Annotated in this window: 15 protein-coding genes; 13 read left to right on the top strand and 2 right to left on the bottom strand. The window is 43.0% G+C overall.

Going from position 1 to position 24,122, the window contains the following annotated elements:
• The 3 genes from L4D74_RS24160 to L4D74_RS24150 form a co-directional block, all read left to right on the top strand.
• Window positions 1-1,176 (top strand): hypothetical protein (locus L4D74_RS24160; protein ID WP_428754946.1); only part of this gene is annotated, 1,176 nt, incomplete at its 5' end.
• A 1-nt stretch (window position 1,177) separates the two neighbouring features.
• A complete protein-coding gene (locus L4D74_RS24155; RefSeq protein WP_428754945.1) occupies window positions 1,178-2,413 on the top strand; it encodes a TolB family protein in 1,236 nt (411 codons plus the stop codon).
• Window positions 2,406-7,097, top strand: coding sequence for an OmpA family protein (locus L4D74_RS24150; protein ID WP_428754944.1), 4,692 nt, complete (start codon window positions 2,406-2,408; stop codon window positions 7,095-7,097). The genes L4D74_RS24155 and L4D74_RS24150 overlap by 8 nt, the downstream gene beginning before the upstream one ends.
• Before the next feature lie 69 nt (window positions 7,098-7,166).
• Here the strand turns inward: L4D74_RS24150 and L4D74_RS24145 are convergent, their stop codons facing one another.
• Both L4D74_RS24145 and tssH read right to left on the bottom strand, forming a co-directional pair.
• Window positions 7,167-8,792, bottom strand: coding sequence for a sigma-54-dependent Fis family transcriptional regulator (locus L4D74_RS24145; RefSeq protein ID WP_428754943.1), 1,626 nt, complete (start codon window positions 8,790-8,792; stop codon window positions 7,167-7,169).
• The gene (tssH, locus tag L4D74_RS24140) at window positions 8,779-11,454 is read right to left on the bottom strand and encodes a type VI secretion system ATPase TssH (RefSeq protein WP_428754942.1); all 2,676 of its coding nucleotides are present in this window, start codon (window positions 11,452-11,454) and stop codon (window positions 8,779-8,781) included. Before tssH ends, L4D74_RS24145 begins: the two co-directional genes overlap by 14 nt.
• Window positions 11,455-11,910: 456 nt before the next feature.
• Here tssH and L4D74_RS24135 point away from each other — a divergent pair, with 456 nt between their 5' ends.
• From L4D74_RS24135 to tssC, 10 genes are all read left to right on the top strand, one after another.
• Window positions 11,911-12,429, top strand: coding sequence for an Hcp family type VI secretion system effector (locus L4D74_RS24135; RefSeq protein WP_265677228.1), 519 nt, complete (start codon window positions 11,911-11,913; stop codon window positions 12,427-12,429).
• A 72-nt stretch (window positions 12,430-12,501) separates the two neighbouring features.
• Entirely contained in the window at window positions 12,502-14,580 is a 2,079-nt protein-coding gene (locus L4D74_RS24130) for a type VI secretion system Vgr family protein (RefSeq protein WP_428754941.1), read from the top strand.
• Window positions 14,580-15,065: a hypothetical protein gene (locus tag L4D74_RS24125; protein ID WP_428754940.1), complete on the top strand. Its 486-nt coding sequence runs from the start codon at window positions 14,580-14,582 to the stop codon at window positions 15,063-15,065. Before L4D74_RS24130 ends, L4D74_RS24125 begins: the two co-directional genes overlap by 1 nt.
• A gap of 17 nt (window positions 15,066-15,082) precedes the next feature.
• Window positions 15,083-16,402, top strand: coding sequence for a hypothetical protein (locus L4D74_RS24120; RefSeq protein ID WP_428754939.1), 1,320 nt, complete (start codon window positions 15,083-15,085; stop codon window positions 16,400-16,402).
• Window positions 16,383-17,357: a DUF2169 family type VI secretion system accessory protein gene (locus L4D74_RS24115; protein WP_428754938.1), complete on the top strand. Its 975-nt coding sequence runs from the start codon at window positions 16,383-16,385 to the stop codon at window positions 17,355-17,357. The genes L4D74_RS24120 and L4D74_RS24115 overlap by 20 nt, the downstream gene beginning before the upstream one ends.
• Before the next feature lie 6 nt (window positions 17,358-17,363).
• On the top strand, window positions 17,364-18,308 hold the full coding sequence (locus L4D74_RS24110) for a hypothetical protein (protein WP_428754937.1): 945 nt from the start codon (window positions 17,364-17,366) through the stop codon (window positions 18,306-18,308).
• A gap of 231 nt (window positions 18,309-18,539) precedes the next feature.
• Window positions 18,540-20,531 carry a serine/threonine protein kinase gene (locus L4D74_RS24105; protein WP_428754936.1) on the top strand — a complete coding sequence of 664 codons (1,992 nt, stop codon included), beginning with the start codon at window positions 18,540-18,542 and terminating at the stop codon, window positions 20,529-20,531.
• Window positions 20,532-20,533: 2 nt separating this feature from the next.
• On the top strand, window positions 20,534-22,093 hold the full coding sequence (gene tssA, locus L4D74_RS24100) for a type VI secretion system protein TssA (RefSeq protein WP_428754935.1): 1,560 nt from the start codon (window positions 20,534-20,536) through the stop codon (window positions 22,091-22,093).
• Window positions 22,094-22,119: 26 nt separating this feature from the next.
• The gene (gene tssB, locus L4D74_RS24095) at window positions 22,120-22,626 is read left to right on the top strand and encodes a type VI secretion system contractile sheath small subunit (RefSeq protein ID WP_428754934.1); all 507 of its coding nucleotides are present in this window, start codon (window positions 22,120-22,122) and stop codon (window positions 22,624-22,626) included.
• An 8-nt stretch (window positions 22,627-22,634) separates the two neighbouring features.
• Window positions 22,635-24,110 carry a type VI secretion system contractile sheath large subunit gene (gene tssC / locus L4D74_RS24090; protein WP_265677215.1) on the top strand — a complete coding sequence of 492 codons (1,476 nt, stop codon included), beginning with the start codon at window positions 22,635-22,637 and terminating at the stop codon, window positions 24,108-24,110.
• Window positions 24,111-24,122 lie beyond the last annotated feature (12 nt).

The following is a 24,122-nucleotide window of genomic DNA, read 5'->3' as shown; positions in this document are numbered from 1 at the left end:
AAACACCGCAGCCTTGCYACATTTAAAGATCTCGAAGCTGAAGGCAAAACGCTTTATATCAAAAYCCCTTGCGTTGACCAGCCACAGCCCATTTTACTTAAGCTAGCCGAAGACCTACAACCCGTTAACAAAGAAGCTCAGATGGACGAGTGGGATAACGTGTTGGTRCCGGTGGTYCCGGTTCATAAGGGTGATTCAGGGTATATATCTATTGATCGTGGTTACATTTATGTCGCTTGGCAATCAGAAATTTGGCGAGAAATCCAAATTCAAAACGACGGACGTTTTTCTGATGTCGATCTATCACTCTACCAAAGCACTAAGTCCTCGCCCCAAAGATCGGTCGATATTAGCTTATATGATGAAGACTCCGAAGCATTTCTGTCAGGGGAAGCGTTTCAGTTGTACCAAGACGGTAAAAAAGTCTACGAGAGTGTGTTGGACGAATACGCTTGCGCCCGTGTTTTTGGTCTAACTGCTGATGAAGTCGAGGTAGTGGTTGCTGATTGGCCTAACGAAGGCGAAACATACACAGAATTACTTCAAACCGAATTGAGCCCATTTAAGGCTGGGAGTAAAACAAAGAGAGAGCCACTTGGTGTTCCTTTGCCCCATATTTGGCTTCCATACAAAATAAACGGTAGCGTACAAAGTGATGTTGCCCTTTATTATTCTCGGGCTCAGCTCAATACTCAGCAACTCAACGAATTAAAGAGCGGGAACAACGAAAAAACGGTTAAAGTTAACTTCAGTGATTATTCTTCGGATCACAACTTTGATGAGAGCTCCGAACCTGTGATTTCGCTGCCGAATCTAGATACTCAAGCGCCAAGTAAATCAGATTACAATGTCGTCAGTCAAAAAGAGCAAGGTGTTGCTGCCGCTGTTGTTAATTCACCAAGTGAAGGCATCGTAATTACCTATAAAAGTAACCCCCAGTGTGATCAACCGGATGATTTTTTCCAACTGACGTGTGTTGATGAAACATGGAGCCAAAAGATTTTTTTGCGCGAGGCTGAGTTTGTGGATCAGTATTGTAAAGAAGTCGTGTTTAGTGGTTGGTTACCAGAAGTTAAAAGGGTCAATCTAACCCGTCATTGCCGATCTCATAACTCAGATAAAACGGTCTTAATGTCAGTAATTTATCAAGACATTGAACTCACGGAACTATTATAAAATGAAACGAACAACGTTAAGTATCATGCTTCTTTCGACAGCGATGTTATTAGCTGGCTGTGGTGAAGAAAGTAAGCAAACTTCGAATGCTGCAACAACACAATCCGTAGAAAAAGAACCTGCTCAAAGGGCTTGCTACAATGTTGCTGAAGCAACCTCACTTGAACGTAAAGAGGTGACAGGACCACGCTGCCAATGGCAAAGTGAGCACAACTTTATTGTTTACTCTGAAGAACTGTCCAAGCCAGAGTATCCAGGCACAGCTCCTGTCAAACCGGGATATGCCGTTCGACGAGCAAAAGAATGGCCTCGTGAAGATTTATCTGATGCGAGCTCCTATGACAAACCCAGAGTTCAATTTTGGTGGAATAATGTTAGTGCTAGAGACCCTCTCGTAAACGATTACGAAAATGGCTACAAAATCTGGAGCATGAAAATTGATGGGACAGATTTACGTTTAGTTACGGATGATATGCCAAACACTGCATCACCGCAGAATTTTATGATGAGTCGCTCGCCCAATAATCGTTATGTGGCATATGCATACAGTTACGGCAAGCCTCTGATAAAAGCCATCTTTGACTTAAAAACGCAACAGACCATTCAGCTGGGCAGTGAGCGTACTAAGCCATATTTGGTCTGGGCGGATGATTCTAGCTACATCTATTTCTCAGACGGTTTTAAGCGCTTTAAATACACGCTCGCGACAGGAGTCAAAGAAGAAGTAGATGTACCGTTGTCTGAAGATACGGTCATTGTAGATGGAAAGTTAATCAATGCCGCGGGCTTGGGGGTTGGGGTTTATGACGCCAATACACTCAAACGCTTATATACTATTTTGCCTGAAAAAGAGTTTGAAGACTCCGTCGATATTGAGAAGCGCATTTACCGTCAAATTGCGATCAGCCCCAATGGGAAGTATGTATGGGGAATAAACTCGTATCGTAAGGTGCTGATTAACGTTGAGGATAAAACTTGGCTTGCGTTTTCTAATGATGGAGATGAAAAGAAAGTTTATGCGGAAGTGGACAATATCAGTAACAACGGCAATGAAACACAAAGTGGTACAGCTTTAATAATGATTAACCGCTATGGACCAGGTTTCCGCTATAAGATGAATGGCGAAGGAGTACAAGGCTGGAAAGTGGTCCAATCTGGTAGAATAGCTAAAACTCCAGTGCTTTATAATGCTGATGCCAACGACGGGCGTTTTCTGGAGGTAGTTAACGATGAGTAATGACTTTAAGTATTTACCAACAGATGTCTATTTGTTTGGTGTCGATTTTCCTAATGTTGGGGATGCACAGAACCCTCGATATAAAGCACTCAATACCGAAAAAGACCTGACCTCATTACAAGAGTTGAAAAATATCCGCCCTATGTCACGGCTTCCCATTGCAATAAATTTAGGTGAGGAAAGCGCAGCCCTTTGGGCGACAGACGATTTAGGTCGCTTACATGTGCTGGGTGATTCAACTCAGAAAAACCAAAAAACCAATATCAATCAGGTTTTAGCACTGCGTTCGCCAGTACATGAACTAGCACAGAAGACGTACAAGCTGTCTTTTCCTGAATGGTCAATGCTCACAGAGTTAGCGATTGGTGCGCAGAGTAATGCTCGGCCAATCAAAAAGGCGTGCTCAGATCTTGCCTCTATCTTAGGAAATCTAAAGGGAAATGGGAGCAAGCAAACACTGAACTCGCTAGAAAAAAAAGTGGAATACGCTGTCACAGAAGTAAAGCGTTCACAACTCGCGCCTAAATATGAAGCGGGCACTCAAGCACTAACTGATGAGCAAGTTACATATAACAAATGGTATGACTCTGTTCCTGAAGATAAGCCCATTCGTGGTTTTATCGTGCCAACTTTTTCATTTCTCGCCGTAGCATTTTCAACACAAGAGTATGCTGATGCAATTGTTAAGGTCACTCGTTTTGATGAGGAGAGTGGGCAGCACTTCAATCTGCAACATGAAAACATCATAACGCAAGCACAACTTGACCGAAACAGTGGTTCGCATCGTCCAATAGCATTGTTTCCATTTGCATCGGAGGTTTTTACTGATGGCATGTACACCATTGAAGTGGTTTTCGACCAAAAGTTTGGAGCTGAAATTCCTGAATTTGCTCAGAATGCTACTAATGTAACAAAGGAGTACAATAACTTAGGTTTCCCCACTAAAGTCAGCTACGAGCTGCGAGAATACATCACGCTCAGCCAAACGACACCGTTTGGTAAGATCGCGGTTGTTGCGGGCGACATGATCTCACTTGAAGAGTCTTTGATATACCAATTTCCTACGCAGTTTAAAGCTCTACAAGCCTTCCGAATGGGGGAGCTTGAAAACCTAGAGAATAGCGGAACGACTGCCAGTATGAGTGCTGCGCTGTGGGAGGTTGGCACAAAAGTGACACCAAGTTTGGTTAATGCTGGCATTAATATTCATCAAAACCCGTCAAGTAAACACGACGTGATTGGAAGTTTAGCAAACACGTTTTGGGGGCAAGTAGACAAGGGCGCTTTACCCCCAGCCATGATTTCGGCATTGGAGTTTTCATTTGGGGTATCGGCGACTGCAGCAGCTTACCAAACTCTTCAAGATTTACGCCAAGCAGCATCGGAATCTGAGCGTGCAGCTCAAGTGGGCTTAAAAACGCTTCTCAAAGAGAAAGGGTTTGATAAAAGTAAGTTCTTTACCAAGGTTATTGAACCTGCGAGAAATGGTAATGCCCACGTTGTGGCGGGGAGTGCTGCTAGAACGTGGTTGACAGGTAACGGCAGTGTCAAAAGCTTTTTGTCGCCTTTTGCTGGTGCCGGGCTCAATGCAATTAACACCTTCTATGAGATAAAAGAGATCACTGACAAAAGCGAGCAATTACGCTTAGCAGAACAGAAATCTAAACTCAGGAAAAGTTATTTTGAGCAAGTATCACGCGATTATCTGAACTGGGTACCAGTCTGGAAAGAAAGTCTTAAAAGTGGGGAATTATTACTTAAGCAAATCATAGATAAGTTAGGCGACAATGTAACCTTTACTGACAGCATTCCTAATGACGTTGCTGAAGACAGTGCAATGTTTGTTAAAGACCATAAAGGTGCCGGTTTACGCTTGGTTTTTCCCTTTGATAACAACCAGGTTCAAGCACCGCACTTGTCCTATTTGGCTGCTGTCGATAGAGAACTATCTAAGATTCCCAATGCCGTTGTTGAAATCGAAGGGCATGCCTGCCAAAACGGTGATTCAGAATATAACCAAAACCTTTCGCAACAGCGAGCGCAGCATGTTGCTGAGTTCTTTTTTTCAGTCAGTGATATTCGATTTTTTGGTGAACGTCGACCAATAGTCGAGGTACCAAACAACGAAATCAAACGCGAAAACGCGGAACTTAATATTAACCGACGCGTTGAAGTCAGAATCTACTTACAAGAGTTTGCGGCGAGAATTCCACCAAGTCGACTCGGCTTTAAGGCTATGGAGCAAGCGCGTTTAGCTCAGTTAAATGCGAACTTGGGAGAAGAAGCAATTGCAAAAGAACTCAAGCTAGCTATCTTCGAGATGATCGTTGGTATGGCTTGCTATGTTCCGATAATAGGGCAGGCCGCAAGAGGCTTTTTCGTTGTCAAAGAAGGCGGAAAAATGCTGATGAGTGGCGCCCAGTTGCTAGACTCTGCGCTCTTTGATTATTACTTGTCTTCCTACAACGAGGTTAGAAAAAGCATATCTGCAATTGAACAACTTAGCCATGAAACCACAGAAATTATTGATTCATTGGCTGAAATTAATACTCAATTGACCGAGATGTATTTTACGTCTTCGGAGGCGTTAGTTGAGCACTTAGGAAAAGCTACGGGTGCAAAGGAGTTGATTAAGCGCTATCAACGCCGTGCACTTGCGATTAATGGTTTGGTACTTTTGATTCAAAGAGCTTGTGCTGAGGGCGAACAAGCGTTCACAGAGCAGTGGCAAGTATTAGCTATCGATGAATACATTCAGCGATATATCGAAACCGACGGCTGGATATTAAACACAGAGTTAAAAGAAAACTTGTGTAACTTGTGGCTCCAAGAACTTATGCGTCGTGAGGGACACAAGCAATTAGTTGAAAGTTACGGTGAAGAAATAGCGGAACAAATCATTACTCGCAACAAAGCCAACTATATTGTTCCAAAACGGAAAGATGTATCTGGGGCGTTTAATGTCGCGTTTCCAGTGCAAGACAAGCTCTATAATCGCGATCAACAACGAGGCTTGGTGGAGTTTGCGACACAGTTTAATGTTGAGTCTAAAAAATTATCAGAAGAGGATCTAGGATTCGTTCGGTTATTAGTCTCAGAGCCTCATGAAAAGTCCAAATGGGTCACGTTTGATGAGTGGGAGAAGGCGCGATTAAAAGCAAATAAAAAGGTGCGATTATCGCCTTTCCACCGTTTGAAGTGGCAAATGGTGTTAGGCAAACAAAGTCTGAAACACATGACGTCAAATGTGTTTCAGTGTGAAATGTCTTATCAGCGCACTGATTGTTTATTTAGTACCAGTGGACCTAAGTTTAACTTGATGTTCAAACCGATGAAACACGAGGAATTTAGTGTAGATCCCAAAGGTGAGTTGACCGAATTTTTTGAGGCGGAAAAAGTAGACGGCAAAGTCCTTATTGGTTGTGAGTTTGAGCCGTATTTTTACTTTGGTGATGATGTCTTCTCAGGAGTGAAGCCTTTGATCGCCAAGCATGATTTAGTCGATTATAGTGGCTACTTATCTAAAGTTGCTCTAGGTCCGATTTTTGGGCAGGTGATAAAAATTGAATCCCAACAAGATGTACTCAAAGAATATGTAAACAGCGGTGGCTTCAAAAATATGACCTATGAGTTCACTCTATCTGGAAGCAACTATAAGCTACCAGTACGAGTGGACAAGACAGTCGGACGATTTATTACGTCACCTAGACAGATTCCTGTAGGGGTCGATACAAACCATAACTACACACTCTCTGCTAAATCGGGCTTTATAGCGAACGGAAATAGTGTGTCAGAGAAAGACTTGTTAACGCTAGATTTTGTCTTACATAGTAAAGTTCATAAAGGCCCGACAAAGCCTGTTATCGATGACATTAAGCACAGTGCGATTGCGGTCAACTACGGAAATAAACGACAGTTTATGAACGAGGACAGTATGTTCACTACTGCAGATGAGCTCAAAGGCTTTGATTGGACTTCGAATAAGTCATTCGCTATGGAAGTTATGCTCATTGGTGGCAAGCACAGAAAAGAGTCGTATCAGGGCCAAAATCTCGAATGGCAGAGTGTTCCAGTTTCACTAAAGCTCTCTACCACTTTTGATAATGAAGCCGTATTCGGCTCTGAAACTACCGCTGGTCCTGAGTATCTAAGTAACCTTACTTATATTGGGATACTAAAGAAGGACGGTTCTAAATGGACGCTAGATGACAGCGATGTGATTAACAAAAATATAGACGCAGATTTTGTCTCTGAGGCTCTATCCAACATAGACATGGATGAAGATTTCGATGGTAAGGTCGTCTACGCGTCTCGTTTCGAGTTCGCATTTAAAGCGCTGAACGGGCAAGAAATCAAGGGGATTCGACCATTTGGACCCGTTGTTTCGACATCTGGTCGATTCCAAGAAGCAGTTCTAAAGGTGTCCTCTCTAGTACAACGCAATACAGCGGAAAAAACGCCGTTCAAACTTGGAAGCTTTGAGATGTCGTTGGGCAGGCAGTACAAAAATGTAGATGAATTATCTTATTTTTCTGATGGTGAAGATCCAAGCTATAAAGTTGATAAAGATATGCACATCAACTGGGCAAAACTGGATTCGGCTGCTCGCAAAGAGCGTTTGATGACTTGGATTCGAGACCCATATTTAGCGACCGTTATTGAGGCATCTATTTTGAACAAATAAAAAACCGCCTTCGGGCGGTTATTTATTCTTATTATCTACAGCCCTGTACTGACTACAATCAACACCTAATCACCCAGCAGCCGATATATCGTATTTCTTTATCTTGTGATTGAGTGTACTCAGTGGCAATGAAAGTTGCTCCGCTGCGCGCTTTGTATGCCAATTACAGTCGTTTAAACAGTCAATGATCACGGTACGTTCGTACTGACTTACGACTTCTTTTAAGCCGAGTGCGACATCGCCGGAGTCCGGCGGTTCAGAGAGAGAATCAGCGCTTATTGGTACTGATGTTGCCTGTATCACCTCAATGTGTTGTACTTCGCTTGAGATTTGTTCACCAAACTCGATGTGAGTGATGGTCTCAAAATCTGACAAGAGGACAGAGCGTTCAATGATGTTTTTTAACTCACGGACATTGCCTGGGTAAGGGTAAGCAAGCAGCTGTTTTCGTACATTAGCACTTAAGCCCGGTGCTTGCGGTAAACCTAAGGTGTTGGTTGTGTGCTGCACAAAATGTTCGGCCAGTGGAATGATGTCTGCCTGTCGTACTCTGAGTGGAGGTAGGGTAATAGGGAAGACGTTTAAACGGTAGAATAAATCCGCCCGGAACCCCCCATCTTTAATTTGTTGCATCAGATTACAGTGTGTGGCAGCAATGACTCGAACGTTTACTTCAATTTCTCTGCTAGCTCCAACTGGGCGTACTTTTCGCTCTTGTAAAACACGCAACAGTTTGGCTTGCAGCAACATTGGCATATCGCCAATTTCATCTAGAAATAGTGTGCCATGATTGGCGGCTTCAAACAGGCCGATTTTATCTTTGTCAGCACCAGTGAAGGACCCTTTTTTATGTCCAAATAACTCGGATTCTAGCAATTGCTCGGGGATCGCTGCGCAGTTTTGCACAATAAGCGGTTGCTCTGAACGGTTCGAATTTTCATGAATGTATTTGGCAATCACCTCTTTACCTGCCCCTGTTTCACCACGGAGTAAGACGTCAACAGGTAAAGAAAGAACTTTATCTAGTCGGCTCAATACACTGAGCATTTCTTCGCTCTCGGCAATGGGACCTTGATAGGTTTTTTGAGTGCGTTTTTTTAATTGAGCGTTCTCACGGACAAGGGCTTGATTGTCCGCACTTAAGCTTTTTATCACCTGCCCGTATTGCTCTAACCATACAGCATGGCGGATGTTGCTCGCGGCCATACGGCAAAACTCGGTGAGAGCTGTTTCATTATCGATAACACTTAGGTCAAGTAGCACTAACAAGCCGATGGTTTTGCTGTTGTCGATAAGTGGCCATGCAAGTAGGTTTGCACTTTTTAGGCCGAGCGCTTGTTCCGTTTGATAAATGCCTTCACAGTCATAACCGTTGTATTTGTATAACTCATTGATTAACACCACTTCCCCATTGCGAACGGCAAAGTTAAATGGGTCGGTTTCACTGGCTGAATCAATCTGTAGCGGCTCCCAAGGATGGCCTATAACGACGTTGTCGTTATGGTGAGCGGTACTTGGAATAAGCGCTTGTCCGGTCTGGTCTAAGACATAAATAATGCCATGCTTAGCAAACGTCATTTGCCTAGCTGCGGTTAACACCGCATCTAGGGTTTGAGTCAACTGACTGCGATCAGCCAAAGACTGACTGATCGCGAGTAGTGCGTTGCTAAGTTCGCTATGGTTAGCTGAACGCATAGGTTAGTGTTCCTTGCTCATCGACCGATACTTCGATTTGCGTATGTGATTCATCCTTGTCGTGGACCAGTAATTGAGTCGATAGTTGAGGAAGCAATTGGCGATTGATCACGGCGTCAATGTTACGTGCCCCAGTTTCTGCAAGACGACAATTACCCAGTACGAATTCAACCAAGCTTTCTTGATAGTTAAGTGACAGTTTATGATGGCTCTGCAGACGTTGTGATACTTTGTTTAGTTTGTGGTGGATGATCTCAGTCATGGCCTCATCAGATAAAGGCACAAATGGCAGTACTGACATGCGCGCTAATAAGGCTGGTTTGAAATGTTGGTTTAGCGTTGGACGGATCGCTTCTGCAATTATGTTAGCATCAATGTCTTTAGATTGGTGGACTAAGGATTCAATTTCATGAGTCGCAAGGTTACTGGTCATGATTATTAGGGTGTTCTTAAAGTCGATGGTACGACCTTCTCCGTCATTCAATGTGCCCTTATCAAAGACTTGGTAGAATAAGTTAAGCACTTCAGGATCGGCTTTTTCAACTTCGTCAAGAAGTACGACAGAGTAGGGGCGTTGACGTACGGCTTCTGTCAGCATGCCGCCTTCACCAAAACCCACATAACCGGGAGGAGAGCCAATCAAGCGAGATACGGTGTGCTTTTCTTGGAACTCCGACATATTGATAGTGGTCATGAAACGCTCTCCGCCAAACATTTGGTCTGCGATAGCGCGTGCTGTTTCCGTTTTACCCACGCCACTTGGGCCTACGAGCAAGAACACACCTGTTGGTGCATCTGGGTTACCTAGGCCTGCTTTGGCCGTTTGAAGCCCTTCAGATAACGACTCGATTGCAAACTCTTGACCTTTGATACTTTGCGTGAGGTTGTCTTTTAGTTTAAGTGTTGTTTCAGCTTCGTCTTGAAGCATTTTTCCCATCGGAATTCCGGTCCAGTCAGAAATAACGTGACTGACTTCGTCTGGTCCCACTTCAAAGTGAACGAGCGGGTTACCACCTCGAATCGTTTCCAGTTGCTCTTGGCATGCGGAGATGGCGATGCGAACGGATTCTTCATCTAGTTCTTCGTATGGCGAGGCGACGTGTTGTGCTTGTGGTTGTTCTACTGTCGCTTCTTTTGTGTCAGGTGTGGCAGAAACCAAATTATGTAGACGAGATCTTAGGGCTATCATCTGTTCTATCTGTTCTTTCTCTTTTTGCCACTGGGCTTCCTGCTCAGAAAGTTGTTGTTGAGTGCTCTCCATGACGAGTTTTAGATCTGGAATAGTAGCTAGGCTGTGCTTATCACCAGTTTGCTGCAGGGCGTCACGCTCGAGTGCATCTAATTCGCGCTGTTGTGCGGCCAGAGCCTGCTGAAGTGACTCGACTGATGCTGGTATGGCATTTAAGCTTATGTTTACGCGTGCACAAGCGGTATCAAGGACATCAATCGCTTTGTCGGGAAGTTGGCGACCTGAGATGTAACGTGCTGATAATGCTGCCGCGGCGGTGATGGCATCATCACGTACATAAACATTATGTGATTGTTCGTAAGCAGGGCGAAGACCACGGATGATTAAAGCGGCTTCGTCTGGTGATGGTTCGTCCAGTTTTACTAATTGAAAGCGACGAGCTAATGCAGGATCTTTTTCGAAGTATTTTTTGTATTCAGACCAGGTTGTCGCTGCGATGGTTTTCACTTCACCACGTGCTAATGCGGGTTTAAGTAAATTTGCCGCGTCACTGCCACCAGCTTGGTTCCCCCCTCCGACAAGTGTATGAGCTTCGTCTATGAACAGGATGATTGGTGTTGGGGAGCTTTTTACTTCATCTAATACTGCATTTAGGCGTTTCTCAAATTCGCCTTTTACGCTGGCTCCTGCTTGAAGTAGCCCCATATCTAGACCGTAAAGCTCTACGCCTTTTAGGTTATCTGGTACGTCACCTTGAACGATTTTTAGCGCTAGACCTTCAACTACCGCCGTTTTACCTACACCAGGTTCGCCAACCGCAATTGGGTTGTTTTTGCGTCGACGAGCAAGAATATCGACGATCTGACGGATCTCTTGATCACGACAGAATACCGGGTCGATTTCGCCTTTACGGGCTTTACCAGTAAAATCTGTCGTAAATTGACTCAGTGCGGAACCATCTTCACGTGCTTGGGTGGTTTCTGATGTCGCAGCCAAAGCTTCTAAAGATGGGCTTGTCAGCTCGGTAAAATTGCGCTTAATGCTATCTGGGTTAACACTTTCTAAAATGGAGGCATATCCATGTTGTCCGTAACGGAGAGGGTTACTTACCAAAGTAAGAAGAAGGGCGCCCGAACGAATTTGTGTTTCTGAAAGGTCTAATGATGAGACTAGCCAACTTTCTTGTAACCATTCGATTAATAGTGCAGAAAAAACAGGCTTACTGCCATTGCCCTTAGCTTCAGTATCTAATGTTGAGCGAATAGATTGTCTCAATAGGTGTTCTGAGCAATCAAAATGACTTAATAGGACGTCAAAATCACTGTTAGGCCTTTCTAAGAGACTTAACAAATAATGTTCAATTTGAACTTCGTTCGCTTTTTCTGATACGGCGAGTGCCGCTGCGTCTTCTAAGGCAACCTTAGCGATAGGGTGCAGACGTTGAATTAATGAGGAAAGGTTTATATTTATCATCGTTACATCATTCATTATGGGTATTAAGTGGCGCTGATTATACTAAACTTGGCATATTTGTTTTTTCACGAAGATATTTTAACTAGTACTTATTAGGTGTTTTTTAGGTGGCGATAGTTTCTTTAATAACTAATTACTTTTTATTTAAATCGGAGTGTTTGTATTGCTGGTTAAATTAACTAAATAGTTAGTTGGAATGACTTATTTTTAGATTTTGTTGTTGGTTATTTTGTCTTTACAGAGTGAAAGCAATTTATTATTTTTGTTAGGCAATTTTTCGTTATTTCTGCCAAGAAGTTGTATGTGAAAAATTAAGTGGAACAATGGTTTTTTATTTAAGTCATTGTTCTTAAGTTACTTTTTAAGTTGGCATGGGAATTGTATTAGTGTAATCAGTCGCGGTGATAAGCGATTTGGTGAATTAACAAATCTAGAATTTTAAAAAAGGAAATATCGATGCCAACTCCAGCATATATGTCTATCAATGGTGAAACTCAAGGCCACATTACTAAAGACACGTACTCTGCAGATTCTGTAGGAAATACATGGCAAGAAGCTCACGTTGATGAGTTCCTAGTACAAGAGCTTGATCACGTACTTACAGTACCTCGTGACCCACAAAGCGGTCAGCCAACAGGCCAACGTGTCCACCGCCCGGTAGTAGTAACAAAAGTTCAAGACCGTTCTTCACCACTATTATTCAATGCGCTAGTTTCTGGTGAAAAGCTTCCAGAGTGTGTGATTCGTTTCTACCGTACTTCTGTACAAGGTAAGCAAGAGCACTACTACTCAATCAAGCTGATTGACGCACTACTTGTCGATATCCAAACACGCATGAATCACTGTCAAGATGCTGCAACTGCAGATCGAGTAACAGAAGAAGTTCTGAAGTTGACTTACCGTGCAATTGAAGTAACTCACGAAAACTGTGGTACTGCTGGTAACGATGATTGGCGTGCTCCACGCGAAGCATAATTGCTTTTGGTGTAAAGATTCAGGGCCAACAATTGTTGGCCCTTGTTCCATTATTAGTATCAGGTAAAAGATATGGTGAATGACGTAGAGTTTAAATTTGAAGTGCCCGGGTGTGGGCATGAATTCCGAGTTGAGAGCTTTCAAGTTAATGATGAGCTTTCTAAGCCTTTCCACATCAGTCTCTCATTACTTTCACTTGATCCTGATATCACTTTTGACTCGTTAATTCGTAAAGCAGGTACATTGACGTTTTACGGACAAGGCATTTCTTCTGCACGTTGTTTTAATGGCGTAGTGAATGAAGTTCGATATTTAGGCTCTGGCCGTCGGTTTTCGAGGTATCAACTGGTATTGGTTCCTCAGGCATGGTTTTTGTCTCAACGCCAAGATTGCCGAATATTTCAACAAAAATCAGCGTCAGACATTATTGGTGAAGTACTTGATGGTGGTTCAGTCACTGACTATCGTTTTGAACTGTCTGGGAACTACCCACCAAAAGAGTATGTGTTGCAATATCGTGAATCTGACTTGCATTTTGTCCAACGTATGATGGCCGAACACGGCATGTGGTATTACTTTGAGCATGCTGATTCAAATCATACGATGGTTATTATCGATAGTAATGACGCAATAGCGCCTTTGATCAGTACACCAATGAATGCATCGTATTTGGGGCCTGTTGTTTACCATTCAGATGGTGGAGGTGCTGCTGATCGTGAGCACATAACAGACTTAGAGTTGGTCAATCGCGTAAAAACGGGCCATGTTACTTATACAGATTACAATTACGAACAGCCGAAGATTCCTCAGGAGATGGCTTGTGCGGGTGATTCAGACCAAGATTTAAAACTGTTTGATTTTCCTGGTCGTTATGTCGACCCAATGATAGGCCAAGTTCGTACTAACGAGTGGATGTCGGAGCATATTGTAGACAATCAACAGGTTGAGGCGAGTAGTGATGTCATGCGTTTGGCTTCGGGCTACAGTTTTAGTATTGGCGAACACCCTCGCTCTGCAATTAACCAAGATTACATCATGCTGTCTGTCACGCATAGTGGACATGATCCGCAAGTACATGAAGATGAAAATAACGGCCTACCAACCACTTACCATAATCAGTTCTCTTGCATCCCGCGTAGTGTTGAATATCGTGCTCCAAAATTGGAAGCGCCGATTGTTGATGGTCCACAAACCGCAGTCGTTGTAGGCCCAGCTGGCGAGGAAATTTACACCGATAAACTTGGCCGCATTAAGGTTCAATTTCACTGGGATCGATATGGTGAAAGTGACGAACACTCTAGTTGCTGGATTCGTGTTAGCCAGTCAATGGCGGCACCCACATGGGGGGCTGTTTACCTCCCTCGTATAGGACACGAAGTCGTTGTGACATTTTTAGAGGGGGACCCTGACCGGCCTCTCGTGACAGGTGCTGTATACAATGGCTTGCACTATCCTCCTTACTCACTACCAGAGAATAAAACACGCACTACGTTTCGTACACAAACTCATAAGGGGTCTGGTTACAACGAGTTGAGTTTTGAGGACGAAGCAAACCAAGAAGAAGTGCATATTCACGCACAAAAGGATATGTCGACGAAAGTGTTAAACAACCGCTCTCGTGATATTGGTCAAGATGAGTTTTTGAAAGTCGCACGCCATCAAACTAATGATATTCATGGTGACCATAAAGAAACTATCGGCGGGCATAAAACGACTCAGGTCAATAGCACGTTTACCGAAACGGTAGAGCAAGACGTTTCAGTGACGTATAACGCCAACGAAACTCACGCGGTGAAAAACAATTCAGCGCTCGATATCGGTGACAATAGAACGACGAAAATTGGTAAAAACGACGACTTAGATGTAGGTGAGAATAGTAACCTTACGGTAGGAGCGTCGAAAAATTCAGATGTTGGTGCTGACGATAATCAGACAGTAGGTGGAAACCTAACGGTGTCGGTAAAAGGGAATACTTCTTATAAAGCTGACAGTGCAACACAGATCATCAGTGGCGATAAAATTGTGTTGAAAACTGGTGGTTCCTCGTTAGTTATGAACAGCGACGGTTCAATTAGACTAACGGGTACTTCAATTACGATTGAAGGTAGCGATAAAGTTGTTGTGAAAGGTGGCAATGTAGCGATTAACTAATGATGGAAAAACAATATCTAATTGGTGAGATTATCAGCGAACAGCAAGCCGAACCTACGGCTTGCTTTCCATGTTTTGGAACAATTAAGTCGATTAACGAGTCGGGTGAAAGTGTACGTGTCGATTTTGAGGGGAACTCGTTCTTACAACCGATTTCAGCACGATTAGGGCGTGCATTTCGGCGAACAGAGCTCGAACTTGCGATCAATAATCAGTTGAGGTGCAGAGTTGAGTTTCTCAATCAAGATATCAGCTTGCCAGTGGTAACAGACATAGTATTTTCAATTGTGGATAGTACCGACCAATTCGCCATAAAAGCGACAAAAATAGTGATGGATACAGATCAGGAACTTATTTTACGTAGTGGGGAAGCGGAGACACGCTACAGTGCACGAGATGGAAGCGTGACGACACAGGCAAAGTATGTCATGTCCCAAGCACAGAAAGCACAAAAAATTCAAGGTGGCACAATCGCTATAAATTAACGGTACTGGATGAAAAGATGCGTCAGAAAATTAGTGTCGAACAGCTCAAAGAACCAATTTTCCAAGATAGGATAGAAGACACTCTTCGAGAGGCGGAGCGTGCGGTCGATGAACTCACACACCTTAATGCGCGTTGGTTTACATTTAGTAAAGAGAAGCTAATACTGGCCAGTGAGTCTCTAAATTTTTTATTAAAACAAAGATTTAGATTGTTTAAGAAGGGTTTTCCTAGCAGTGAAATTGATTACCTCAATAATATTGATCGGCAAATAGGGGAGATTAAAAAAGTCTATTTGTCTTTTTATCGTCTGAAGCCAGGCTTTATACATCAACTTAGATCGGATTACGTCGAAATCTACGTTTGGTTGATGCTACAACCCGAGTTTAGTGACTCTAAAGACAACGTATTATGTGGCTTGGCGCTGCTTGATGAAATGGCTTGTGAGTTTGCGAAGTATTTAGTTATTCAATCCCCCATCGAATCCTTAGATTATTCGCTTGTAGAGTTAATTGATGGTGGATGTAAATTGCGAGATCAATATTTTGAATTATTAACTTTACGTCAAAGCGCGAGTATTAGTCTTACCAAGCGTTGGCTAAGGTCACAAATTATTTCCGAAGAAATTGGTTACTGTGCCCTAGCGTGTATGAATGCGGAAGAAGGCATTGAATGGTTAAACTCTAATCCTCACAACAACGAGTACCTATTTGAGCGTCTGCTGACTAAACATGATCGCGGTACTTGGTTTAGACAATGCTATGGTATTGACGCAAAGGTTATCTCTAACCCGCGAATTATTACTTTTGCTAAGTTATTGGAGTTGAAAGAGTTTATGCCATTCGAAGTGACATCTAGGTTAGCGCCAATTCACTTTGTGCTTTCTGGAGACTCAATACTAGTACCAAACGTAATGGCGCACGTAACACACCTCGATGAACTTGATGGTGAAATATGGATTAAGGCGCTTTATGTTGTTTATGGTGACACTCTACCTATTTTGCCATGGCAAGTAAGCGTTGAAGTTGAGTGGCAAGAAGCGCTAAACCGACTAAATGAGTGGGTTGGGCAAGACGGCCATTATCGTATTCTACCGAGTCGGCTAGGGCGTGAACTTACATTTGAATCAACAATGTCGGCGATGATGAACCAAGCCATTGACGATGAATTTCGAAGTTGGATGTGGAAACAAGTCTGCCTCCATTCTCGTGTCTATATTCCTTGGGACACGATGATGCCGTTACATCAACAAAAGTGGAATATTAGCCGTTTGAAGACACTTCCGTCTGTTGCAGAAAGGTTTAAGTTAAGGAGCGGTAATGCAGCTGTGGGATATTGAGTCACCCTTGAACTTGACACTCAAGGGCCGCTTCCAAAGAGATGAGAACGGCGATGAAGTCTGGGTTGTCGTTGGAAAAAGAACCTGGAAATTAAATGGTTCCATATGGCTTGAGACCAGCGGAGAAGAGATTTGTGATGACCCTGTTTATGTCGGGGAACCAGGCTTTTCTGCAATGAAAATCGACCATGAGTTTGCGCATTATAAACAGAACACTGACGTAGTGATTTACGGTAGAGCAAGAAGTTACGCGAAAAAACCAGTTTTATATCATGAATGTCGTGTGTTACTGGATGAACACATCAACAAAACGATTGCGGTTCATGGTGAACGAGTCTGGATTGAGCATAGTGGCAGCATAACCATTAGTCATTCAACAGAGTTTATTGAACAAAATATCGACTATTCTTGTGCAATTGGTGGTGATATTCGTAACCGGTTAGGAAGCGGTATTGCGAGTTCGAATAAAGAACTGATTGAGCAAAGAGTGCCGAGTGTTTTCTACCAAAATGAAGATTGGAGCTCTACAGGTAAAAGTCTTCGGGTAGCAGGTTTTGGCCCAATACCGCCGTTTTTTGCATCTCGTCTCGCCTATGCTGGAACGTTTGACAAGCACTGGCAAGAAAATAGGCGGCCTATGTTACCTGTGGACTTTGATAGGAGATTTTACCAAAGTGCACCTAAGGATCAGCAATGTAACGGGTACCTAAAGGGCGGGGAGAGGCTGGTGATGAGTGGTTTTTGTCATGATGAGACAATGGTATTCCGAATACCATCAGAGCAGTATGTCGCGTTAGTCACTTTTCAAGATGAGCAGCAGAGAGTAGATATGGATATTTACACCGTCTTTGTCGACACAGAAAATAGAACAGTCTCTATTAGTTATACCGCCGCTTTTCCATGTCAAGGTAAAGAGCACTTGCTGGCATCCACGACCATTACAAAGAAAGGCTAAGCGACCATGTTGAACTCTAAAGGGGGCTATATCCTTGGTATGGAAGTCGTGACACCGACTGGTATGAATCTAGATATTGCTACTGAAGTGGCAAGAAGTGATTTGGGGAGGTTTGGACATCAAGTCGCAGAAGATGGTCTAGAGCGCTTCAGCTACGCAAAGGTAGAGTTTACTAAACACCAAAATGTGGATGAGAAGTTACAGGAAATGCTCGGCTATGTTGTTGAGTCATTAGTGCGTCAACTCCCCAGAGTACTCAATCCTATTCCACTATTGATCGCTTTGCCTAAAGGTATAGAAGCGGTTCATGTGCGAGAGTGGATCATTGGAAGTGCGCTAAATGAATATATTTCCCACGTAGAAACAATCCAAGTTGAAGGGCCGAGAGTCGTCACTCATGCTCTCAAGGCAATGGAAAAATACGATGCCTTAATGTGTGTGTCGGCAGATTCATTATTCAGTCAAATGGCTAGCCTTACAGAAAAGAAAGCAGTGATGAGTAACCTGAACCCTTGGGGCTTGATTCCTAGTGAAGGTGCTGCAGGTATTGTGCTTTGTAGAAAAAATTTGATTGATACCTTAAAGCTGACCCCAAAAGCTCAGTTAGGCTACGTAGAGGTAGATGATAATCCTGCCGATAGAAGAGGTATCTATCGGCTAGTCCAGAATGCGAGTCGAGTGATGGATTGTTTTGGTGAAGTATATAGTGATATGGCCAATCTACGAGCACATACGGAAGATTATGGCTTTGCATTAGGGGCGAGAGCTGAGTATTTTACCAACCCAAACCAACCAAAATTGATTAATGAACTCTGGGGCACGATGGGTTGCTGCTCATCTTTAGCGTTAATTGCATTTACAATTAGAGAGCATCATTTCAAACAGCCCGCGTCGTTGCTTATTTTTGGTGAGAATAAAGCGAAGGCCTTTGTTCAACTAATATCAGGCTAGCTATTTAAGGGAATAATACTATTGATTATTAGAGGTTTTCTTTTATTGGCAATATCATTGATAAAAGCCAATATTTGGTTAGTGAAAGAGAAAGTCTATTTAAGAAAGTTTTTAGTAATAATGACTAAACTAATAGTCTTACCGTTTGTTTTAAAGGCTAGTGTTGAAATGAGGCAAGCATAGTTATTATTATTCGTGCTTAATAATGTTTGGTTTATAAAAGAGTGCAAAGTGTCGGATAAGCAAGGGGATGCGAAAGGCTATATTGACCAGTTGGTTGTAAGAGCTATTGAGAAAAAGAAACAAGTTCAGCAAGCGACGCAAAGCAAAAATAAGCCGAAGCTTGAGTATGTCCTTTTTTCGCAGTTTGACGTACTTGATACCCTGCATTCAAAAAATAGTAGAACCACTATTTATCACTTAGCCAAGAAGGGTAACCCAGAGAAGCAGGTTTGCTGTAAAGTCGTCAATGCAGATGCCTCTGAAGTAACCCAAAAAATGCTTCTCAATGAAGCGAGTAGATTAGAGATATCCCAACATCCGAGTGTCGCCGACTTTATTAAAATTGGCAGTGAATTCGAGCGCCCGTATCTAATGTATGAATGGATTCAGGGGGAGTCGTTAGCAGAAAAAATGGAGCGGCACTCAAGTAAAGGGTTTCGCTACGACCATATTGCCTGGTTAGTGTATCAATTGGCTGGTGCTTTGGAATTTATGCATACCAGAGGTGTGTGTCACCTCGATATTAAGCCTTCTAATATTCTTGTCACAGACAATGATTACGTAAAACTCATTGATTTTGGTGCTGCGCGTTATATCGGGGAATCCGAACCTTACGCGGAAGCGAGTATGAGTTACGCTTCCCCTTTATATCTTGAAACAGGCGTAACAGAGCCGTCAGATGATGTGTATTCACTGGCTCTATTAACGGGGCACCTGTTTCTTGGTGCGGCTTTTGGCGATGCTTGGCATAAGCAGTTAAAAAGCCGCAAGCGACCAACTCTAATCCCAAACCACGTTTGGAAGTTGATCAGAGAAGTTATCAGAAATCCAAGAGGACATCACTACACCGCGTTTTCGTTCGCTCAACAATTAGCTCATATTGATACGCATGCTATGGACTTCAAGACCAGCGCTCCTATCTTTAGCAATCTACGCAATGCTGATTTAGTGCTAACGCAGCGCCGACATTCAGATAGAACTGTAGGCGGGCGCTTTAAATTCCTTGAAGCGAGCTTAGTACTTAGTGTTATTGCGATAACAGCCAGCTATCTTTACGAGCAGGCACAACCGGAATGGAAATCGATTGTTAACGCTGAACACTCTTCGGTGTCTCCAAGTGCGACAATTAAACCAGCTCAAACCGCATCGTTTCTTGCCCTTCCGCCTTGGGAGATAGAGCTTGTCCTAAATGATATGGAAATGAATGTCGTGAGCACCGCACCATATCGGGAAGCGTATCAAGTGCAGCAAAAGAAGCTTTCGGACTTATATGAAGAAAACAAAATTGAGATCGTGTCTTCTCAGACAGTTGCAGACAAACTACCTAAGAGCCTTGGACAGGTTAGACGAGACCTTGTCGTACTGCGAGAAAAGCTCAATGGTGACGGAGCTTTGTTTCCTTATGCAGACGCGGCCTTAACATCTGCAATGACGGGGTTGAATAAGGCTTCTATCGAATCTCAGAAGCTCTCGGAATTATCTGGAAGTAAAGCGAAGGAATTAGCTGATTTAGTGTTGAATGGGCAAAGCCAATTGGCTGATGAAGCATTGAAGTCAGCGTGGGTTATCAATCAATCACAAGCGTATTTCTATAGCCAAGTGTTGCCACAACAGGTGCTAGAAAATATAAACAATTCTATCGAAGTCAATGCCCAGCAGCGCTATTACTCAAAAGCAATCCGAGAAGCGGAGGCTGCACAAGTATTTTTTGGACCGACACCTGAACTGGTTGAAAAAGTGCGTCATCTGAAAGTAGCAAGAAGTGAATTTATTCTGTTTAGTACGGTGACGGAACAGTCCGTGTTTGCCAAGCAAAAGTTGTACGATTCTTTAAGTGATCTTGAAAGCAATTCTCCGAAGAAATTTAATGAAATCATTGGGGTGTTAAGAAGTATGGCAGCAGATTCTATCGATAACAGTCATCAACAGTCTAAACCGGCTAGAGGTGCAATTGCTGTTGAAAGAGCACTTCGTGAGTATCGCATGGAAGGGAAGAGTTAATAGTGTCAATAATTGATTGTGAACGATTGCTGGCGCCTATTTCTGAACAAGCACCTTCTGGTGGCGATGCCAGATATGAGTCGTGTTATGAAAGGATGGAGTCCGAAGTTAAAAAGTTTGGTTCCTTGTTTGGAGAAACGGTTGATTGGGATGCTGTTAAATCGTTGTCGACAGAAGTTCTAGAACATCATAGTAAAGATATAAAAGCAATCTGCTACCTAGTGCGCTCTTTGGTAGAAGAGCACGATCTAGTGGGACTAGAACTAGGGCTAACACTCTTTAATGAACTACTGACTAGATATGCTTCTGACCTCTATCCAAAAAGAAAACGAGGTCGAGATGGGGCGATAGAATGGCTTAATAACCAAATTAAGTTGGTGAGCAATAAGTTAGCTTCTCAGTCTTTAGATAGAAGTGTGCTTTTGGAATGTTTAACTCTTATCGGGCAACTTCAGTATCAACTTGATGATGTATTCCATGACTCTGAAGCTGATTTCTTTGAGATAAAAACACAGCTCAATACACTTCTTCATAATGCCGCAAGCAGTGGAGTGATACCAGGTGCAGTTACGGAGCAAACTGCGGAGGTTGCTGAAGCGCATCATTCAGATATCAAAGCAATCGACCCCGCCCCGTTATTGGAGGCGCCTGTTGTTGACGTACAAAAAGCTAAGCCTCTTGCTCCTAAATCAAAGTTTAGAGAGCAGGATGTTGATACGGATTTTTCGTCCCCCTCTGTATCAAAACGATCGTTAAAAAAAGTCGCAGAAATGATGATTTACTCTGACCCAAGCAACTCGTTGGCTTATCGAATATATCGGCATCTGACTTGGTATGACATTGATGGGTTACCTGAAAATCAAAATAACCAAACAGAATTGAGTCTTGCTGTCTCTACGGATCAGCAATCAAATTATCAAGATAAAGCGATGCAAGAAAGTGACGTGGATACGATTAAGCGCCTAGAGCGTACATTGACAGATGCACCTTTCTGGCTAACTGGCCATTATTTCGTTTATTCGATGCTTAACAATTTGGGATGGCAAGAAGCTGCTTCTGCCGTTGAGCAGGAAGTGAGACTGTTTGTGCAACGATTTGAGGGTATTGAACACCTTTCTTTTAAAAATTCCATTCCATTTGCAGATGAAGCAACACTTAAGTGGTTGTCAACAAGTGTTGCTGCAACATCTAGTCGTCAAGCTGTTATTACGACTGTTGTGACTACTGATGATTCACTGCCAATGGAGGATATCACCCTTGCAAATCTGGGTGAATACGCAGCAGAACTGTCTCAAAAGCTCGAGTTGGATAACTCAGGAAGAGGGCAGTTTACGTTGTATTTACAATTGGTAAAAGCTTACCAGAATGCGGGGTTATTCCCTTTGTGCTTACCGTACCTAGAGAAAGGATGGGAAGTTAAAAAGGAGTTTAATCTTGCTAGCTGGGAACCCCATTTGTCTATGCAGTTGGATGGTCTAATTCAAAAAACTCTTCGAGAGTTATTCAGAACCAAAGATCGTCTTCCTACTAAATACAAAGAATGGGAAATAATTTATGACTAGTAGCAAAATTAGAGAAGGAACTAATTATGTCACGTGATGGCTCGGTGGCTCCTAAAGAGCGAATTAATATCCGTTATGTTCCAGCGACAGGTGATACGCAAGAAGACGTAGAACTGCCGTTGAGTATGATGGTTGTCGGTGACTTCACTGCTCGTGCAGATGAAACGCCAATAGAAGAAAGAACGCCAATTAACATCGATAAAGATAACTTCAATGAGGTGTTAGATGGCTATGCTCCTAATGTCAAAGCGAACGTTGCTAACCGTCTTTCTGACGAAGACGGAGCGCAAATTGGCGTGGATTTAACGTTCAAAAGCATGAAGGACTTTTCACCGGAATCTATTGCGAAAAACGTTCCTGAATTGAACGGATTGCTGGAGCTACGTGAAGCGCTAGTTGCATTGAAGGGGCCCCTTGGCAACGTACCTGCATTTCGAAAGAAAATTGCAGCCGTACTTCAAGACGAGGACGCGAGAAAGAAACTTTTGGAAGAACTAAGTATTGGTGAAAGCCAAGACGCGAAAGAAGAGTAAGGGATACCATGTCAGCAGAAGCACAAGCGCCAGAACAAGAAGCGGCTCTAGTAGAATCGGGCTCACTTCTGGACAGCATTCTAAATGAAACACGTTTAAAGCCAACGGATGAAGGTTTTGATGTTGCAAAACGCGGCGTAGAAGCATTCATTGGTGAATTGCTAAGCAATTCCGCTGTAGAAAAAGTGGATCAGTCTCTTGTTGATCTTATGATCTCAGAGATTGACCAGAAATTATCAAAGCAAGTAGACGCGATTCTTCATAATGATGATGTTCAAGCAATTGAATCAACGTGGCGTGGCTTGAAATATTTGGTTGATCACACAGATTTTAGAGAAAACATTCAAATAGAACTGATTTCTGCAAAGAAAGACGAGCTTCTTGATGATTTCGAAGATGCTCCAGAAGTTGTTAAATCTGGTCTTTACAAGCAAATCTATACCAGAGAGTACGGTCAATTTGGTGGTAAACCAGTAGCGGCAGTTGTTTGTGATTATCAGCTCTCTGCATCGTCACCAGACATCAAACTGATGGAATACATGGGCAATGTCGGTGCAATGTCACACGCACCGTTTATCACGTCGGCTTCATCACAGTTCTTTGGTCTCGATAGCTACGAAGAACTACCAAACTTAAAAGACCTTAAATCCGTCTTTGAGGGGCCTCAGTATACTAAATGGCGTGGGTTCCGCGAGCATGAAGACGCACGTTATGTTGGCCTTTGTACGTCTCGTTTTATGCTTCGTACGCCTTATTCAGTGGAAGATAACCCTATTAAGGCATTTGATTATGACGAGATGGTAACAGATAGCCATAGTAACTTCCTTTGGGGCAACTCTGCATATGCAATGGCGTCTAAAATTAGTGAATCTTTCGCTAAATATCGTTGGTGTCCAAATATCATAGGTCCACAAAGCGGTGGCGCGGTTTTCGATTTGCCTGTTTACAACTTTGAAGCCATGGGGCAAATAGAAACTAAGATTCCAACAGAAATCTTGGTTTCCGATCGCCGTGAGTACGAACTCGCTGAAGAAGGATTTATCGCGCTAACAATGCGTAAAGGTTCTGATAATGCGGCCTTCTTCTCAGCTAACTCAGTACAGAAGCCAAAAGTATTTGCAAACACGCCTGAAGGTAAACAAGCAGAGATGAACTACAAGTTAGGTACACAACTACCTTATATGTTCATTATTAATCGTTTAGCTCATTACATCAAAGTATTACAGCGTGAACAAATTGGTTCTTGGAAAGAGCGTTCTGACTTAGAAATTGAATTGAACAAGTGGATTCGTCAATACGTTTCTGATCAGGAAAACCCGCCAGCAGAAGTTCGTGGTCGTCGACCGTTACGCGCTGCAAAAGTCGAAGTATCTGATGTTGAAGGCGATCCTGGTTGGTACAAAGTATCAATGTCTGTACGTCCACACTTTAAGTACATGGGTGCAAGTTTTGACCTGTCTCTAGTTGGTAAACTAGACCAGTAATCAGATGTTTGT

It is taken from the genome of Vibrio cionasavignyae (assembly GCF_050337155.1).
Taxonomy (GTDB): Bacteria; Pseudomonadota; Gammaproteobacteria; order Enterobacterales; family Vibrionaceae; genus Vibrio; species Vibrio nomapromontoriensis.
Note: the sequence above shows the minus strand (reverse complement) of the source record. Positions and strands in the feature narration are given on the sequence as shown.

Excerpts from the sequence above, each read along its gene's own strand:
- L4D74_RS24120 (WP_428754939.1), top strand. The coding sequence starts at position 15,083 with ATGCGTCAGAAAATTAGTGTCGAACAGCTCAAAGAACCAATTTTCCAA.
- L4D74_RS24130 (WP_428754941.1), top strand. The coding sequence starts at position 12,502 with ATGGTGAATGACGTAGAGTTTAAATTTGAAGTGCCCGGGTGTGGGCAT.
- L4D74_RS24135 (WP_265677228.1), top strand. The coding sequence starts at position 11,911 with ATGCCAACTCCAGCATATATGTCTATCAATGGTGAAACTCAAGGCCAC.
- L4D74_RS24155 (WP_428754945.1), top strand. The coding sequence starts at position 1,178 with ATGAAACGAACAACGTTAAGTATCATGCTTCTTTCGACAGCGATGTTA.
- tssB (WP_428754934.1), top strand. The coding sequence starts at position 22,120 with ATGTCACGTGATGGCTCGGTGGCTCCTAAAGAGCGAATTAATATCCGT.
- L4D74_RS24110 (WP_428754937.1), top strand. The coding sequence starts at position 17,364 with ATGTTGAACTCTAAAGGGGGCTATATCCTTGGTATGGAAGTCGTGACA.
- tssC (WP_265677215.1), top strand. The coding sequence starts at position 22,635 with ATGTCAGCAGAAGCACAAGCGCCAGAACAAGAAGCGGCTCTAGTAGAA.
- L4D74_RS24150 (WP_428754944.1), top strand. The coding sequence starts at position 2,406 with ATGAGTAATGACTTTAAGTATTTACCAACAGATGTCTATTTGTTTGGT.
- L4D74_RS24145 (WP_428754943.1), bottom strand. The coding sequence starts at position 8,792 with ATGCGTTCAGCTAACCATAGCGAACTTAGCAACGCACTACTCGCGATC.
- L4D74_RS24115 (WP_428754938.1), top strand. The coding sequence starts at position 16,383 with ATGCAGCTGTGGGATATTGAGTCACCCTTGAACTTGACACTCAAGGGC.
- L4D74_RS24125 (WP_428754940.1), top strand. The coding sequence starts at position 14,580 with ATGATGGAAAAACAATATCTAATTGGTGAGATTATCAGCGAACAGCAA.
- tssH (WP_428754942.1), bottom strand. The coding sequence starts at position 11,454 with ATGATAAATATAAACCTTTCCTCATTAATTCAACGTCTGCACCCTATC.